This is a genomic window from Streptomyces zhaozhouensis, assembly GCF_900230195.1.
Classification (GTDB): Bacteria; Actinomycetota; Actinomycetes; order Streptomycetales; family Streptomycetaceae; genus Streptomyces; species Streptomyces zhaozhouensis.
This window is the reverse complement of record NZ_OCNE01000002.1, coordinates 582,356-598,887: the sequence shown is the minus strand read 5'-3', so window position 1 is coordinate 598,887 and position 16,532 is coordinate 582,356. Positions and strand designations below refer to the sequence as shown.

15 protein-coding genes are annotated in these 16,532 nt (G+C 72.9%); 9 read left to right on the top strand and 6 right to left on the bottom strand.

Annotation, left to right across the window (positions count from 1 at the left end; all coding sequences use genetic code 11):
- Positions 1-153 precede the first annotated feature (153 nt).
- Complete coding sequence (locus tag CRP51_RS05795; protein ID WP_097229867.1) at positions 154-2,124, bottom strand: alpha/beta hydrolase; 1,971 nt, start codon at positions 2,122-2,124, stop codon at positions 154-156.
- 312 nt (positions 2,125-2,436) lie between these two features.
- Here CRP51_RS05795 and CRP51_RS05790 point away from each other — a divergent pair, with 312 nt between their 5' ends.
- The 6 genes from CRP51_RS05790 to CRP51_RS05765 all read left to right on the top strand — a co-directional run bounded on the left by CRP51_RS05790 (position 2,437) and on the right by CRP51_RS05765 (position 10,212).
- Entirely contained in the window at positions 2,437-2,961 is a 525-nt protein-coding gene (locus CRP51_RS05790) for a PadR family transcriptional regulator (protein WP_097229866.1), read from the top strand.
- Entirely contained in the window at positions 2,958-3,650 is a 693-nt protein-coding gene (locus CRP51_RS05785; RefSeq protein ID WP_097229865.1) for an ABC transporter ATP-binding protein, read from the top strand. The genes CRP51_RS05790 and CRP51_RS05785 overlap by 4 nt, the downstream gene beginning before the upstream one ends.
- Positions 3,647-5,980, top strand: coding sequence for an ABC transporter permease (locus tag CRP51_RS05780; protein WP_097229864.1), 2,334 nt, complete (start codon positions 3,647-3,649; stop codon positions 5,978-5,980). The genes CRP51_RS05785 and CRP51_RS05780 overlap by 4 nt, the downstream gene beginning before the upstream one ends.
- Before the next feature lie 92 nt (positions 5,981-6,072).
- The gene (locus CRP51_RS05775) at positions 6,073-7,467 is read left to right on the top strand and encodes a class II fumarate hydratase (protein WP_097229863.1); all 1,395 of its coding nucleotides are present in this window, start codon (positions 6,073-6,075) and stop codon (positions 7,465-7,467) included.
- Between the two features lie 66 nt (positions 7,468-7,533).
- The gene (gene fomD, locus CRP51_RS05770; RefSeq protein WP_097229862.1) at positions 7,534-8,253 is read left to right on the top strand and encodes a cytidylyl-2-hydroxypropylphosphonate hydrolase; all 720 of its coding nucleotides are present in this window, start codon (positions 7,534-7,536) and stop codon (positions 8,251-8,253) included.
- A 99-nt stretch (positions 8,254-8,352) separates the two neighbouring features.
- Entirely contained in the window at positions 8,353-10,212 is a 1,860-nt protein-coding gene (locus tag CRP51_RS05765; protein ID WP_245880384.1) for an ATP-binding SpoIIE family protein phosphatase, read from the top strand.
- Positions 10,213-10,260: 48 nt separating this feature from the next.
- On the opposite strand, the gene ahpD is transcribed toward CRP51_RS05765, so the two are convergent.
- Together ahpD and CRP51_RS05755 are read right to left on the bottom strand one after the other, a co-directional pair.
- On the bottom strand, positions 10,261-10,806 hold the full coding sequence (gene ahpD, locus CRP51_RS05760; protein ID WP_097229861.1) for an alkylhydroperoxidase, AhpD family: 546 nt from the start codon (positions 10,804-10,806) through the stop codon (positions 10,261-10,263).
- 4 nt (positions 10,807-10,810) lie between these two features.
- Positions 10,811-11,365, bottom strand: coding sequence for a peroxiredoxin (locus CRP51_RS05755; protein WP_097229860.1), 555 nt, complete (start codon positions 11,363-11,365; stop codon positions 10,811-10,813).
- Positions 11,366-11,597: 232 nt separating this feature from the next.
- Between CRP51_RS05755 and CRP51_RS05750 the strand changes: the two genes are divergently transcribed.
- Together CRP51_RS05750 and CRP51_RS05745 are read left to right on the top strand one after the other, a co-directional pair.
- Positions 11,598-12,353: a DUF1707 SHOCT-like domain-containing protein gene (locus tag CRP51_RS05750; protein ID WP_439333120.1), complete on the top strand. Its 756-nt coding sequence runs from the start codon at positions 11,598-11,600 to the stop codon at positions 12,351-12,353.
- A 208-nt stretch (positions 12,354-12,561) separates the two neighbouring features.
- Positions 12,562-12,924, top strand: a complete 363-nt coding sequence (locus tag CRP51_RS05745; RefSeq protein WP_097229929.1) for a WhiB family transcriptional regulator — start codon at positions 12,562-12,564, stop codon at positions 12,922-12,924.
- Between the two features lie 167 nt (positions 12,925-13,091).
- Here the strand turns inward: CRP51_RS05745 and glpX are convergent, their stop codons facing one another.
- Positions 13,092-14,120 (bottom strand): class II fructose-bisphosphatase, encoded by a 1,029-nt coding sequence (glpX, locus tag CRP51_RS05740; protein ID WP_097229858.1) that lies wholly within the window; start codon positions 14,118-14,120, stop codon positions 13,092-13,094.
- A gap of 156 nt (positions 14,121-14,276) precedes the next feature.
- Here glpX and CRP51_RS05735 point away from each other — a divergent pair, with 156 nt between their 5' ends.
- Positions 14,277-14,945: a DUF4245 domain-containing protein gene (locus CRP51_RS05735; RefSeq protein WP_245880383.1), complete on the top strand. Its 669-nt coding sequence runs from the start codon at positions 14,277-14,279 to the stop codon at positions 14,943-14,945.
- A gap of 15 nt (positions 14,946-14,960) precedes the next feature.
- On the opposite strand, the gene CRP51_RS05730 is transcribed toward CRP51_RS05735, so the two are convergent.
- The gene (locus CRP51_RS05730; protein ID WP_097229927.1) at positions 14,961-15,209 is read right to left on the bottom strand and encodes an exodeoxyribonuclease VII small subunit; all 249 of its coding nucleotides are present in this window, start codon (positions 15,207-15,209) and stop codon (positions 14,961-14,963) included.
- 5 nt (positions 15,210-15,214) lie between these two features.
- Positions 15,215-16,483: an exodeoxyribonuclease VII large subunit gene (gene xseA, locus CRP51_RS05725; protein ID WP_097229857.1), complete on the bottom strand. Its 1,269-nt coding sequence runs from the start codon at positions 16,481-16,483 to the stop codon at positions 15,215-15,217.
- Between the last annotated feature and the right edge of the window lie 49 nt (positions 16,484-16,532).

The following is a 16,532-nucleotide window of genomic DNA, read 5'->3' as shown; positions in this document are numbered from 1 at the left end:
GCAAAACGCTCGGCTGGGATACCCCAGCCGAGCGTCTACGTGATCTACTCACCACCTGAAACCAGGCGGTGTTGCGACGACCCCTAGAACCCAAGGAGTGGGAGGCGGCCTCGACGTGTGTGCCGGGAGGGGGCCGCGAGGGGAGGGGCGGGGTCAGCCGGCCCAGCCGTGCCTCGGCGGGTGGCGGATCTCCAGCAGCCAGCCCAGCCGTTCGGTGTCCACGGTGCTCCACCCGTCGGGCGGGGCGATGGCGGCCCAGGCGTTGACCGGGTTGGAGCCGTAGCGGTGGCCGTGCGGCGCGGGCGAGCCGTAGGAGACCGCCATGTCCACGGTGGTCTGCCAGAAGGTGACGAAGGGAAACCAGTCGATGGCGGTGGTCACGTCCGGCCCCAGCGGTTCGTTCAGCCACTCCGGCCGTTCGAACAACAGGTTGGGTGACCACCAGACCACCGGGTCGGAGGCGTTCTGGAGGTAGACCACCCGCGGGTACTCCCACGGCTCCGCCGACGGCCTGGTCAGGTCGAGGTCGGGGAACTGGGCGAACCGCACGTGCCGGCCGTCGTCGTAGACCGGCCGCCAGATCGGGCTGCCCGGGTCCCGGTGCTCGGTCAGCTCGTCGTGGATCGGGCTGAAGTCGGGCGGGCCGATCAGCAGCGCGCCGTCGGTGCGTTCCAGCAGGTCGTCCAGACCGTCGAAGGCCGACTCGATGGCCGAGACCGCCAGGCTCTCGCCGAAGATCAACAGCTTGGGCCGGTCCTCGTCCGGCTCCTGCTGCCATCGGGCGTGCACCGCGTCCACCAGTGCCTTGGTCGCGATGCCCGCCTCGTTCCTGTCCACCATGAAGGAGGCCCAACTCGGCAGGTAGGAGTACTGCATGGTGACCACGGCGGTGTCACCGCCGTGCATGTACTCCAGCGCCTCGACCGTGGTCGGGTTGACCCAGCCCGTGCCCGTGGTGCCCGTGATGGCCAGCACCTCGCGGTCGAACGCGCCCACCCGCTCCAACTCGCGGACCGCCAGCTCGGCCCCGTCCGCGTAGTCGTCGTAGGAGGCCCGGCCGACGTAGACGCGGGCGGGGTCCAGCGCCTCCTCACCGGTGAAGTCCGAGATCTCGTCGCTGGAAAGGGTGGTCCCCGCGAAGGTCCGGCCCTTGTTGCCGAGGTCGTCCCAGTGGATCAGCGAGTCGGGGCTGCCGGAGACCACCGGCGAGTAGGACCGCATCACCCCCGGATCGGTGGAACGATCCTTCGCGGCGGCGATCCGGTCGGCGACCTCCAGGATGCCCCGGTCCCACACCACGTCCCTGGTGCCGATCACCACGATCGCCGTGCTCATCGCCAGCCCGAGCGCGACGGCGACCGGCCAGGGGACGAAACGGTTCAACATGCGGGTCAGCAGCCCGGTGAAGAGCCGGACGGCGCGCGCCACCACCAGCAGCAGCACCAGCACCGCGAGCGAGATGAGGACGATCATCATCGAGTGCCACGTCAGGGTGGGCGGCATCCCCTGGAGCTGGCGCAGCTCCCGCTGCATGTCGGCGCTCTGGCTGAGCATCAGTGCCACCGTCCACGGGAGCAGCAGCCAGTAGGCCAGCCACGCGCGGGCCCTGACGCGTTCGCCCGGCACCCATCTGCGCAGCGACAGCCGGTAGACCCAGCTCAGCAGCGCGCCCAGGCCGTACCCGATGGCGGCCGTGATGCCGCCGATGGCGCCCTGGTAGTACCAGGGGCGGGGCACCAGCGAGGGGGTCAGCGACAGCCAGAAGAAGAACGTGGCCACCAGGCAGGCGGTCAGGTCGGGCCAGCGCCGCACCAGCCAACTGGAGCGCGGGCGCTCCCAGTAGGGGCGGCGGGCGACGCGCAGCAGCCAGCGGCCGGTGGCGCCGGCCGCGCCACGCGCCCCGAGCGGGGGCGCTTTTCGGTCATTCTCGGGGCTGCTCGTTTGGGGCGCGGCCTCCGGGGGCCGGGCGGTGGCGGTCCGCGCCGGCGCGCCGTCCTCGGGCGGGCCCCCCGCGGCGGCCCCGGCCTCCGGCTCCCGCCCGGCGGGGGGTCCCCCGGCCGTCGTCTCGGGCTCGGCGGGGGCGGGGCGCCTCGACTCGGCGTCCGGCGTGGGTTGTTCACTCATGCCGCTCCTCGGGGGTGACCGACGGAGCGGCTCCGCCCGTCGGCGCTGTGCGGCATCGACTTCTCCCCGGCCTTCTCTGCGCGCCGACCCGTTGGCCCGCGCGGTACTCGCTGTGGTCACGCTAGGGGATCAGACGCCAGTGGCGCGCGCGGCGTTGCCTGGTCGCCACCTTTCCGTGCCGCGAGGGTGACTCGGTGCCCCGGCCGTGTGGCCTGGGTCTCCCCGCTGGGCGGGCGGCGGCAACCGCGGTCCGGTGGGTTCACTCTCAAGGGCTATGCATGGTGGGTATACATCGCGTGTATAGTCGCCGGCATGTCCATAAGTCACACGCTGCTCGGCCTCCTTGAGGGCGGCCCCCGCCACGGCTACGACCTCAAGCGCACGTTCGACGTGCACTTCGGTCAGGACCGCCCCCTCCACTACGGACAGGTCTACGCGACCATGTCCCGCCTCCTGAAGAACGGCCTGGTGGAGGTCGACGGAGTCGAGACGGACGGGGGCCCAGAGCGCAAGCGCTACGCGATCACCGAAGCCGGTGTGACCGATGTCGAGCAGTGGCTCGCCCGCCCGGAGAAGCCCGAGCCGTACCTCCAGAGCGTCCTCTACCACAAGGTCGTGCTCGCCCTGCTGACGGACCGCAGCGCCGACGACCTGCTGGACACCCAGCGGGCCGAGCACCTGCGGCTGATGCGGGAGCTCACCCGACGCAAGCTCGCCGGGGACCTCGCCGACCAACTGGTCTGTGACCACGCCCTGTTCCATCTGGAGGCCGACCTGCGGTGGCTCGAACTGACCGCGGCCCGGCTGGACCGGCTCGCCTCGGAGGTGCGCTCATGACCGCGGTGTCCCGGCCCGCCCTGCTCACGGCGGAAAGGCTGAGCAAGACCTACGGCGCCACGCCCGCGCTCGACGGCGCCGGCTTCTCCATCGCCGCCGGCGAGGTGGTGGCCGTCATGGGCCCCTCGGGCTCGGGCAAGTCGACGCTGCTGCAGTGCCTTGCCGGCATCGTCCCCCCGGACGAGGGGCAGATCAGGTACCGGGACAGGGACATGCTCACCCTGACCGACGCCGCGCGCAGCGCGCTGCGCCGGGAGGAGTTCGGCTTCGTCTTCCAGTTCGGCCAGCTGGTCCCCGAGTTGACCTGCCTGGAGAACGTGGCGCTGCCGCTGCGGCTCTCCGGGGTGGGACGCCGACCGGCCGAGGCGAAGGCGGCCGAGCTGTTGTCCCGGCTGGAGGTCGACGACCTGGCGGGCAAACGGCCAGGACAGGTGTCGGGCGGGCAGGGGCAGCGCGTCGCCGTCGCGCGTTCCCTGGTCAACAACCCCCGGCTGCTCTTCGCCGACGAGCCGACGGGCGCGCTCGACTCGCTCAACGGCGAGCGGGTGATGGGTCTGCTGGTGGCCGCGGCGCGGGAGGCGGGCACCGCCGTCGTCCTGGTCACCCACGAGACGCGCGTCGCCGCCTACTCGGACCGGGAGGTCGTGGTGCGGGACGGCCGCGTGCGTGACATGGCGGGTGCGGTATGAGCGCCGGCGTCCGGGCCTGGGCGCGCGACCTGCGGCTCGGCCTCCGGCTCTCGGTGACCGGCGGCGCCTCGGCCTGGACCCGCACGGCGCTCACCACGGTCGGTATCGCCCTGGGCGTGGTGATTCTGCTGCTGGCCGCGTCCGTCCCCCAGGTCCTCCAGGGCAGGGGCGAGCGCGACGACGCCCGGTCCATCTTCGGCGCCTCGGTCGAGGAGCGCGGCGAGCACACGCTGCTGGTGCGGGGCGCGGGGACGGAGTACCACGGGGAGCGGATCTCCGGGGTCGAGATCCAGCCCGACGCGGGCGAGAAGACCACGGCCGAGCCGCCGCCCGGGGTGAGCGAGATTCCCGCCCCCGGCGAGATAGTGGTCTCGCCGGCGCTGGCCCGGCTGCTCGACTCCTCCGAGGGGGAGTTGCTGGCCGAGCGCATGGACGACCTGCGCCGGGTGGGGACCATCGCGGACGAGGGGCTGCTCGGTTCCCAGGAGTTGTACTACTACGCCGGGGTCGACGACATGGCGGAGGCCGGCGCCCTCCGGATCGACAGCTTCGGGCAGCCGCAGGGCGACGACGAACTGCACCCGGTGCTGGTGCTGCTGATCCTGGTGATCGCCGTGGTGCTGCTGATGCCGGTGCCGATCCTGATCACCACGGCCGCCCGGTTCGGGGGCGAGCGCAGAGACCGGCGGCTGGCCGCGCTGCGGCTGGTCGGCGCCGACTCGGGTATGACGCGGAGGATCGCCGCCGGCGAGAGCCTGGTGGGCGCGGTGCTCGGGATGGCGCTCGGCGGGCTGCTGTTCCTGGCGATCCGCCCGCCGCTGGCGACGATCTCGGTCAGCGACACCAGCACCTTCGTCGCGGACATCACCCCCAGCCCTCCGCTGGCCCTCCTCGTGGTGCTGGCCGTGCCGCTGCTCGCGGTGGGAACGACGCTGTTCGCGATGCGCTCCGTCGTGGTGGAGCCGTTGGGCGTGGTCCGGCGGTCGCGGGACCGTCCGCGCCGGCTGCTGTGGCGGGTGGTGCCCGGGGTGTTGGGGCTCGGGCTGCTCGCGCTCATGCTGAACGGGGACTTCTCCGGCTCGGACATCGCGGTCGTCCAGGCGGTCGCCGGGGTGACGCTGCTGTTGATCGCCTCGACCGCGCTGCTTCCCTGGCTGGTGGAGCGCGTCACCGGGCGGCTGCGAGGAGGACCGGCCTCCTGGCAGTTGGCGACGCGCCGGCTCCAGCTCAGCAGCGGCCCGGCCGTGCGCGCCATGAGCGGCATCATGGTGGCCGTCGCGGGGGCCACGGCGCTGTACATGCTCTTCGACGGTGTCCGCGAGGAGGACATGACCCCGACGCACGCGGACCTGGACCGCGCCCAGGTCGAGGCGTCCGTGAGCACCGGCGACCGGGAGACGGTCGGCGGCGCCGTCGACGAGTTGGAGGGGATACCCGGAGTCGAGGCCGTCCTGCCCTATCACGCGTTCTACGTCCCCGTCTGGCGGGAGGGAGCGGAGGGGGCCGTGGACGAGCGGACCGAGATCGTGGTGGCGGAGTGCTCGGTGCTGGTCGAGCTCGCCCACATCGAGGACTGCGCCGAGGGCGAGGTCTACGACGCGCCGCCGGAGGAGGACTTCGACATCGTCCGCCCGGGGACAGGCGATGTCGTGGGGCTCCACGGAGGCTTCGGCGAGGAGCTCACCGGCCTTGACGGCCTGTGGACGGTCCCGGAGACGCGCGAGGTCGAGCCCAGGGACTCTCCGAGCGGTATGTCGACGCGCGGGCTGCTGATGACCTCCGAGGCCCTCGACGGCCTGTGGCCGGAGGAGGGGACGGCCTCGCTGCTGCTGCGCGCCGACCTCAGCGACCGGGACACCATGGAGCGGATCAGGAACGTGGTGGCCGACCTCCCCGACGGTGACGCCCGCGCGTTGGTGAACGAGCGGATCTCCTCCCAGCTGGAGGGCATCCAGACGTGGATGATCATCGGGGCGTCCGGCGTGCTGGCGTTGATCGGCGGCAGCATGTTGGTCACCACGCTGGAGCAGTTGCGCGAGCGCAAGCGGCTGCTCGCCGCGCTGGTCGCCGTCGGCGCCCGCCGCACCACCCTCGGGTTCTCGGTGCTGTGGCAGACCGCGGTGCCGGTGGCGCTCGGCATCGCGCTGGCCTCGTCGGTGGGCGTGGTGCTGGGGGCGATGCTGATGTCGCTGGTGCGGATACCGCTGGGCGGCTGGCTGGCCTTCCTCCCGATGGCCGGTGCGGGCGCCGGGGTGATCGCGCTGGTCACCGTCGGCAGCCTCCCGCTGCTGTGGCGGCTGATGCGCCCGGACGGGCTGCGCACCGAGTGACCGGAGCGGGTCCGGGCGGCGCCAGCGCGCCCCGTCCGGGCCCGCCCCGCCCGGCCGGTCGGCTCGCGGGAGCGGCCGGTAGATTCGACCCCATGACTGGTACCAACGAATACCGCGTCGAGCACGACTCGATGGGCGAGGTGCGGGTTCCGGCCGACGCCAGGTGGCGGGCCCAGACCCAGCGCGCGGTGGAGAACTTCCCGATCTCCGGCCAGCGCCTGGAGCGCGCGCACATCGCCGCCCTGGCTCGCGTCAAGGCGGCCGCGGCCAAGGTCAACGCCGAGCTGGGCGTGGTGGACAAGGACATGGCGGAGGCCATCGCCGCCGCGGCCGAGGAGGTCGCCGAGGGCCGCTGGGACGAGCACTTCCCGATCGACGTCTTCCAGACCGGTTCGGGTACCTCGTCCAACATGAACACCAACGAGGTGCTCGCCACCCTCGCCACCGAGCGCCTCGGCCGGCCGGTCCACCCCAACGACCATGTCAACGCCAGCCAGTCCTCCAACGACGTCTTCCCCTCCTCGATCCACATCGCCGCCACCGGCGCCGTGATCGAGGTGCTGATCCCCGCGCTCACCCACCTCGCCGAGGCGCTGGAGCGCAAGGGCCAGGAGTTCGCCACGGTGGTGAAGTCCGGCCGCACGCACCTGATGGACGCGACGCCCGTCACCCTGGGGCAGGAGTTCGACGGCTACGCGGCCCAGATCCGCTACGGCGTGGAGCGGCTCAACGCCTCCCTGCCGCGCCTGGCCGAACTGCCGCTCGGCGGCACCGCCGTCGGCACCGGGATCAACACCCCGCCCGGCTTCTCCGCCGCCGTGATCGCCGAGGTGGCCCGCGCCACCGGCCTGCCGCTCACCGAGGCCCGCGACCACTTCGAGGCGCAGGGCGCCCGGGACGGCCTGGTGGAGACCTCGGGCCAGCTGCGCACCGTCGCCGTCTCGCTCACCAAGATCTGCAACGACCTGCGGTGGATGTCCTCGGGCCCGCGCACCGGTCTCGCCGAGATCGCGCTGCCCGACCTCCAGCCCGGCTCCTCGATCATGCCGGGCAAGGTCAACCCGGTGATCCCGGAGGCCGTGCTGATGGTCGCCGCCCAGGTGACCGGCAACGACGTCACGGTGACCACCGCCGGCGCCTCCGGCAACTTCGAGTTGAACGTCATGCTGCCGGTCATGGCCAAGAACGTGCTGGAGTCCATCCGGCTGCTGGCCAACGCCTCCCGGCTGCTGGCCGACCGCACCGTGGACGGCATCACCGCCAACGCCGAGCGCGCCCTGGAGTACGCCGAGTCCTCGCCCTCCGTGGTCACCCCGCTCAACCGGTACATCGGCTACGAGGAGGCGGCCAAGGTCGCCAAGCGGGCGCTGGCCGAGCGGAAGACCATCCGCGAGGCCGTGCTCGACGGCGGATATGTCGAGCGTGGTGAACTGACGGTGGAGCAGCTTGACGAGGCGCTCGACGTGCTGCGCATGACCCGCCCGTGACGTTTCCCTGACCACGTGTCAGCACGATGCCCCCGCCCGGGGCCACGACCCGAATACCATGTGTGAATGGAGACGGGAAACGGCGGAACGGGCGGGGAGCATCGCTGGCGACCGGGCGACCACATTCTGTGGCGGTACAGGGCCAATGGAGCCCGACATTTCCATATCTGTAGGCCGGTCACCGTTGTCAGGGACACCCCGGATCTGCTGGCCGTCTGGCTCGCCCCCGGAACGGAGTGCGTACGCCCCGTGCTCGCGGACGGCACCCCTCCGCATCTCGAACCCCTGGCCACCCGTTACACCAAGCCACGCACCACGGACCGTTGCCGCTGGCTCGGCAACGGCCTGCTGAAGCTGGCCCGCCCGGGAGAACCGTGGTCGGTCTGGCTTTTCTGGGATCGGGACTGGCGCTTCAGGAACTGGTACGTCAATCTTGAAGAGCCCCGGAGCCGGTGGTCCGGCGGGGTGGATTCCGAGGATCACTTTCTCGATATCGTGGTCTACGCTGACCGCAGCTGGGAGTGGCGGGACGAGGACGAATTCGCCCAGGCAGAAATGGCGGGGCTGCTGGACGCCGGCCAGGTGGCACGGGTCCGCGCCGCGGGTCAGGAGGCGCTACGGCTGATCACCGCCTGGGGCCTGCCCTTCTCCGAGAACTGGCCGTCCTGGCGGCCCGACCCCCGTTGGCGGCGCCCCCGACTCCCCGCCGACTGGCGCCGCCCCGCGCCCTCCGCCCCCGCCCCGGCCCGCCCCGGCCGGCTCCCCGATCACCCAAGAGCCTCTTGATACGCCCCGGGGCGTCAAACGTAGGATCAACCCTCATCGGACACACAACCCAACATCGCCACCCCGCACGCTAGTTCCCGCCTGGATGGACAGCCCCTCGTGACGGACCCGACCCCTCCGCAGCCCCTGGCTCGCACGGCGGACGCACCGCGCGCCGAGAGCCCGGCGCTGCCGCACGCCCGCTCCGAGCCGGACACCACGGAAGCGCCCCTCGTCCGTCCCGCGACCGACGAGATCCCCGCCGGCGGGATGCGCGAGCTGGAGCGGCTGCGGTTCGTGGGCTCGGCCACCCGACGCATCGCGCGCGGCATGGACCTGGACGAGATCGTGCTGGGCCTGTGCCGGGCCTCGGTGCCGACGTTCTCCGACGCGATCCTGGTCTACCTGCGGCACCCGTTGCCCGTGGGGGACGAACAGCCGGTCAACCCGTGGGTCCTCAAGCTGCGGCGCACCGACCGCATCCCCGAGGCGCTCTCCCTGGAGTCGTTCAACGACCCGCCGCCGGACGACGTCGGCGGCGAGCTGCCGCTGCTCTCCGGTGCCACGCCCCTGGTCGAGGTGCGGGGAAACGGGCCGCTGGCCGAGGTGTTGCGCGGGGTGCGGCCGGTCTTCATCGAGACGCAGGTGCCGAAGGCCGCGATGCGCGAGCTGACCGGGGCCGCCGTGCTGCCCGAGGGGCGCAGGGCGATCCTGACCCCGCTGCGCGGCCGGCGCCGGGTGATCGGCGCGGCGATCTTCCTGCGCCGCCCGGACCGCGACGTGTTCGCGGCCGAGGACCTCCAGGTCGCCCAGCAGCTCGCGACGCACTCGGCGCTCGGCGTCGACAAGGCGGTGCTCTACGGGCGTGAGGCGTCCATCGCCGACGAGTTGCAGCGCACCATGCTCCCCGACGACCTGCCGCAGCCCACCGGCGTGCGGCTCGCCAGCCGTTACCTGCCGGCCGCGCAGTCGGCGCGGGTGGGCGGCGACTGGTACGACGCGATCCCGTTGCCAGGCAGCCGGGTCGCGCTGGTGGTCGGTGACGTGATGGGGCACTCGACGACCTCGGCGGCGATCATGGGCCAGCTGCGGACGACGGTGCAGACGCTGGCGGGCCTGGACCTGTCGCCGCTGGACGTGCTGCACCACCTGGACGAGCAGGCCCAACGCCTGGGCCAGGACCGGATGGCGACCTGCCTCTACGCGGTCTACGACCCGGTGGCGCACCGGATCACGGCGGCCAACGCGGGCCACCCGCCCCCGGTGCTGCTGCACGTCGACGGTTCGACGGAGCTGGTCGACCTGCCGCCGAACGCGCCGATCGGGGTCGGCGGCGTCGACTTCGAGATGGTCGAGGTGGAGGCCCCGGCCGGCGCGACGTTGCTGCTGTACACCGACGGCCTGGTCGAGTCGCGCTCCCGCGACGTGTGGACCGGCGTCGAGCATCTGCGGGAGAAGCTGGCGGACATCTCCCAGCTGACCCGGCCGGACGCGGCCGCGCCGCTGGAGCCGCTGTGCGACGAGGTGCTGGACATCGTCGGGCCCGGCGACCGGGACGACGACATCGCGCTGCTGGCCGCCCGTTTCGAGGGCATCGCGCCGGACGACGTCGCGTTCCGCTGGCTGGACCCACGCGCCGAGTCGGTGCGCGAGGCGCGGCGGATGGTGCGGGAGAACCTGACCCGCTGGGACCTGGAGCATCTGCTGGACTCGGTGGAGCTGCTGGTGAGCGAGGTGGTGACCAACGCCGTCCGGTACGCGGAACGCCCCGTCACGCTGCGGCTGTTGCGCACCGAGGTGCTGCGCTGCGAGGTCGGCGACGACGTTCCGCAGCTGCCGAGGCTGCGACAGGCCGGGCCCGCCGACGAGGGCGGCCGCGGGCTGTATCTGGTGCAGCGGCTGGCCCGCGACTGGGGCGCCACCCGGCTGAGCACCGGCAAGCTGGTCTGGTTCGAGGTGGCGGGCGAGAAGGCCGCCTGAGGCAGCGACGCGGGGCCGCCCGAGCCACGCCGGGCGGCCCGCCGCTCCTCAGGCCGGCGCCGAGCCGGCCAGCGCGGCCTCCGCGTCGAGGGTGGCGGCGACGCCGCTCAGCACGGACGCCACCCGGATCGCGTCCTGCACCGTCTCGCGTCTGACTCCCGCCTGCCGCAGGGCGCGTTCGTGGGAGGTCAGGCAGCGGCCGCAGCCGCCGACGGCGGAGACCGCCAGCGACCACAGTTCGAAGTCCACCCGGTCCACGCCGGGATCGCGCAGCGCGTTCATCCGCAGCCCGGCGGGGAGCGCGTCGTACTCTGGGTCGTCGAGCAGGTGGCGGGCGCGGTAGAAGACGTTGGTCATCGCCATCAGCGCCGCCGCCGTGCGGGCCGCCCGGTGGGCGTCCTCGGTCAGGTGCTTGCGCGCCTCCGCCTCGGTCTCCCGCAGCAGCGGCGCGCAGCGGGTGGCCTCGGCGCAGGCCAACAGCGTCCCCCAGAGCTGCTGCTCGGTCAGCTCGCCGTGGCGCGTGAGGGAGCCGAGGGCCAGGCTCAGGTCCTTGGCGTGGGGCGGCAGCGCCGCCCTGACCGCGTCGAGGGCCACCGGGTCACACCCCGGCCAGCAGCTTCTCGGCGTCCAGCGTCGGCTCGCCCTTCGACCAGTTGCACGGGCACAGCTCGTCGGTCTGGAGGGCGTCGAGGATCCGCAGCACCTCCTGCGGGTTGCGCCCCACCGAGCCGGCGGTGACCATCACGAACTGGATCTCGTTGTCCGGGTCCACCAGGAAGACCGCCCGCTGCGCGAAGCCGTCCTCACCGCGCACCCCGCAGGCCCGCATCAGCTCGTGCTTGGGGTCGGAGAGCATCGGGAACGGCAGTTCGCGCAGGTCCTCGTGGTCGCGGCGCCAGGCGTGGTGCACGAACTCCGAATCGCCCGAGACCCCGAGCACCTGGGCGTCGCGCTCGGCGAACTCGCCGTTCAGCCGGCCGAAGGCGGCGATCTCGGTCGGGCAGACGAACGTGAAGTCCTTCGGCCAGAAGAACACCACGGACCAGCTGCCCTGCCGGTCCTTGTTGGTGAAGGTCTCGAACCGCAGCTCCTCGGACGGGCCGACGACGCCGGTCAGTTCGTACGTGGGGAACTTGTCACCGATGGTAAGCAAGGTGGCTGCTCCTGATCGTGTCAGATCGCGGGATGAGGGTCGGTGGCAACGGTGACATACATGGTGCTTCTCCTCATGCCAGCCGTTCACGGAAATACCCACTTCGAGTGGTTTTCCCGAGAGTTGAGGGCGTTTCGGTGACGTGTGGTCGACGGTCGACGACCGGCGTCTGCCCGGCGCGAACACGCGCGGACCCTGGTCGCGATGTATCGCGACTCGGTACGCTGAAGGGGTGAACGCAGACAAGCCGCCCTCCGTGTCCCTGGAGAAGTCAGCCGAGCCCGAGCACCCCGCGCCCGCGCCGGCCACGGGGGCCCCGTCCCCCGCCCCGGCCGCGGCCCACGGTCCCGGCGCGGTGCGTGCCTCGGACGCCGACCGGGACCGGATCGCCGACATCCTGCGGGAGGCGCTGGCCGAGGGGCGGCTGGAGCCGGACGAGCACGCGGAGCGGCTGGACGCGCTCTACCGTTCCAAGACACTCGGCGAGTTGCAGCCCCTGATCGGCGACCTGCCCGCGGGGCAGCGCTCCCAGCCGCCGGGCCCCGCGGCGCCGGGCCCCGGCCCGGGACAGGGCCGGGACATGAGCTTCGGCGGCCACAAGCACGGCGGCATCCGCGTGGCCGGCGCGAAGAACGTGGTGGCCGTCTTCAGCAGCGCCAACCGCGCCGGCACCTGGCGGGTCGGCTCCAAGGTCAGCGCGGTGGCCGTCTTCGGCTACGTCGAACTGGACCTCACCGAGGCGCTGTTCGAGCAGCAGCACGTGACGATCAACGCCACCTCCGTCTTCGGCGGCGTGGAGATCCGCGTCCCGGAGAACGTGACGCTTCGCAGCAACGGCTCCGGTGTGATGGGCGGGTTCGAGGTCCGGGAGCGGGAGGCGACCGACCTGCGCGCCCCGGTGATCACCGTGCAGGGCGCGGCGATCATGGGAAGCGTGGAGGTCAAGGCGATCGAGGGGAAGCGGCTGCGCGACCTCGGCAACGGGTGAGAGCGCGGGGCTCCCGCGGCGCCTCGGGGGGCAACTCGCGGACGGTGCGTGGTCGCGTTGTGCATAAGCGTGCGCACAGCGGGTAGGGCTCGGGGGACCGTCACTCGTATGGCCGAGCAAGGTGGGAAGTGGACGTGGGTGCTCCCACGACGGGTGAGGGTCGAGCCAGGAGCGACCCCCCGGTAGCCGTCGTCAGGAGTTGACCGTGCTGCAACCGTCACCGCCACACGAGTCCCCGTGGTCCCCAGCCGGCTCCGCCCAGCCCCGTTCCAGGGACCTGGCCGGCCCGTGGCACTCGGAGGCCGCCTGTCGCCGCGACGAGGCGGGGCTGTTCTTCGCCCCGTCCCAGGAGCCGACGGCGGCGCGACTCTCCCGCGAGCAGGCCGCCAAGTCGGTGTGCGCCCGCTGTCCGGTGCTGATCGAGTGCCGTGAGCACGCCCTGCTGCAACCCGAGCCCTACGGCGTCTGGGGCGGGTTGACCGCCGCCGAGCGCCGGGTGGTGCTCAGCCGTCGGCGCCGCCGTGAGGCCGCCTCCGGCGGACGCCAGGCGGACATCACCCGCATCGCCTGAGCCACCCCCACCCCGCGTCGGCGGCCTCCCACCCCGGCCGACGCGCGCCCCCACCCGCTTCCGGTCGTTCCCGGTCATTGGGGCGGCGGCCCCACACCGGCCGTGCCGCCGCCCCACCGAGAGCTGCCGTCGGGACACCGCGCGGGCCGACCAGGGCCCGCCGCGGTTCAGGGCCGTTCGAAGTCGACCTGACTGTAGGCCCGCAGCTTCGCCAGCCGGTGCGTGGAGTCGATCTGCCGGATGGTGCCCGAGCGCGAACGCACCACCAGCGACTGGGTGGTGGCGGTCGCGGCGCTGTAGCGCACCCCGCGCAGCAGCTCCCCGTCGGTGACCCCGGTGGCGACGAAGAACGCGTTCTCGCCGTGGACCAGGTCCTCGGTGTGCAGCACCCGGTCCAGGTCGTGGCCGGCGTCCAGCGCGGCCCGCCGTTCCTCCTCGTCCTTGGGCCAGAGCTTGCCCTGGATGGTGCCGCCCAGGCACTTGATCGCGCAGGCCGCGATGACGCCCTCCGGGGTGCCGCCGATGCCGAGCAGCAGGTCGGCGCCGGTGCCCTCGCGGACGCTCATGATCGCGCCGGCCACGTCGCCGTCCTGGATGAACTTGATGCGGGCGCCGCTCTCCCGCACCCGCCGCACCAGGTCCGTGTGGCGCGGGCGGTCCAGGATCACCACGGTCACGTCGGCCGGTGAGCCGCCCTTCGCCTTGGCGACCCGGCGCACGTTGACCTCGGGGGGCGCGTCGATGTCCACGAACTCCGCCGCCTCCGGGCCGGTGGCCAGCTTGTTCATGTAGAAGACGGCGCTCGGGTCGAACATCGCACCCCGCTCCGCCACCGCGAGCACGGAGACCGCGTTGCCCATGCCCTTGGCGGTGAGCGTGGTGCCGTCCACCGGGTCGACCGCGACATCGCACTCGGGGCCCGTGCCGTCGCCGACTCGCTCGCCGTTGAAGAGCATCGGGGCGTCGTCCTTCTCGCCCTCGCCGATGACCACCACGCCGTTCATCGAGACGGTGGAGATCAACGCGCGCATGGCGCGGACCGCCGCACCGTCGGCGCCGTTCTTGTCGCCCCTGCCGACCCAGCGGCCCGAGGCCATGGCCCCCGCCTCGGTGACGCGGACCAGTTCGAGCGCCAGGTTGCGGTCGGGCGCCTGGGGCGCGACGTCCAGGGGTGAGGGGAGGTGGTGTTCGGTCATCGGAACGCACCTTTCCGAGTGCGCCGGGCGCACTCGTGCCGGGTTGAGGGTGGTTCGACTCTAGCCCGATCGGCCTCAGATGAGCAGACCGCCTATCTGATGAGCGAACGAGGGGGTGGCTGCGACGCCGCACACGCGGTGCGGGAACATGGCGGGGTGGCGAAAGAAGAGGTAACGGAGGCCGCCCACGCGGCGCAGGCGGACCCGTCCCAGCCCCGGCCCGAGGACGCGCCGCCGGCGGCCGCCGGCGGGGAGGACGCCAGGGCGCGGCGGTTGAAGCGGCTGCGCCTCCAGAGCGTGCAGAACATGGTGATCTCCACCGCGCTGATCACCCTGGGCACCCTCGCGGTCTACTTCCTCACGCCCAACGGCGAGACCGAGCAGCAGGTGCGGACCGTGGAGTACGAGGTCGCCTCCGCCACCGCCGCCCGCGCCGCGCCCTATCCGCTGGTGGTGCCCGAGGGGCTCGTCGGCGACTGGCGCGCCACCTCCGTGCGCTACGAGCCGCAGGGCGAGCACGGTGCCACCTGGCGGCTCGGCTTCCTCGACCCGGACGAGCGCTACGCCGCGCTGGCCCAGTCCGACGGCGAACCGGCGGACTTCGTCCCCTCCGTCACCCAGAACGCCGAGGAGACCGACAGGACAGAACGTGTCGACGACCGGGAGTGGACGGTCTGGGAAGGGCCCAAGTACGACGCCCTGGTGCTGACCGAGCCCGAGGTGACCACCGTCGTCATGGGCACCGCCCCGCTGGACCAACTGGCCAGGCTCGCCGGCGCGCTGGAGGTCAGGGAGACCGAGCCGACGACCGGGACCGAGGGCTGACCGGGCCCGGCCGGCTCACTCCTCCGCGTCCTCGCTCTCCTCGCCCTCCTCGCGCTCCGACTCCCGCTCCAACGCCGCGTCCAGCCGCGCCCGCGCGCCCTCCAGCCAGCGGCCGCAGATCCGCGCCAGCTCCTCGCCGCGCTCCCAGAGCGCCAGCGACTCCTCCAGCGTCACCCCGCCGGCCTCCAGCCGCCGGACCACGTCGACCAACTCGTCCCGCGCCTGCTCGTAGCCGAGCGTCGCGCCCGCGTCCGGTTCCGTCATGGCCGTCACCCTATGCTTCCCTCGGCCGCCGCCGACTCCGCCTCCGCGCCGGGCTCCACCGTCCCGCGCGCCACCGTGACCCCGAACTCGCCCTCCGCCACCCGGGCGCGCAGCGCCTCACCCGGCGCCACGTCCTCCGGGGCGCGTACCGCCCCGCCGTCCGCCCGCTGAAGAACCGCGTACCCCCGGCGCAGGGTCGCCGCCGGGGACAGCGCCACCACCCGCGCCCTGGTGTGCGCCAGGTCCGCGCGCGCCGCGTCCAGTCGATGCGCCAGCGTGCGCCGGGAGCGCTCGACCAGCGTCGCCAGCTCCGCGGCGCGCTCGTCCACCATCCGATGCGGCTCCGCCAGCACCTGTCGCGACCTGACCCCGGCCAGCCCGCTCTCCTCCCTGGCCAGCAACGTCTCGACCCCGCGCCGCGCCCGGTCCCGCAACTCCCGGACGCGCGCCGCTTCCTCGCCCACGTCCGGCACCACGCGCTTGGCCGCGTCCGTCGGCGTGGAGGCGCGCACGTCCGCGACCAGGTCCAGCAGCGGCGAGTCCGGCTCGTGCCCGATCGCCGAGACCACCGGAGTGCGGCAGTCGGCCACGGCCCGCACCAGGCGCTCGTCGGAGAACGGCAGCAGATCCTCGACGCTGCCGCCGCCGCGCGCCACGACGATGACGTCGACCTCCTCGTCCTCGTCCAACTCCCGCACGGCCTCGACCACCTGGGCCACCGCCTGCGCGCCCTGGACCGCCACGTTCCGCACCGCGAACCGCACGGCCGGCCAGCGGAGCCTCGCGTTCTCCAGGACGTCGCGCTCGGCGGCCGAGGCCCGGCCGGTGACCAGGCCCACCCGCCCCGGGAGGAACGGCAGCGGGCGCTTGCGCCCCGCCGCGAAGAGCCCCTCCTCGGTGAGCGCGCGCTTCAGCCGCTCCAGGCGCAGCAGCAGCTCCCCGACACCCACCGCACGGATCTCCGAGGCGCGCAGCGACAACTCCCCGCGCGGGGCGTACCACTCCGGCTTGCCCAGCACCACGACGCGGGCGCCCTCGACTATCACGTCCGCCACCCGGTCGAAGACCGCCCGGAAGCACGTCACCCGCAGGGAGACGTCCCGTGCCGGGTCGCGCAGGGTGAGGAAGACCACCCCGAAGCCGGGCCGGCGGGAGAGCTGCGTGATCTGGCCCTCCACCCACACCGCCCCGAGCCGGTCGATCCAGCCGCCGATCAGCCGGGAGACCTCCCCGACCGGGATCGGCGCCTCCGCCGAAGTCTGCGTCGCTGCCATGGAGTCACGCTAACCCCGACCACTGACAGTGCCGTTCCCGCGCCCCTCC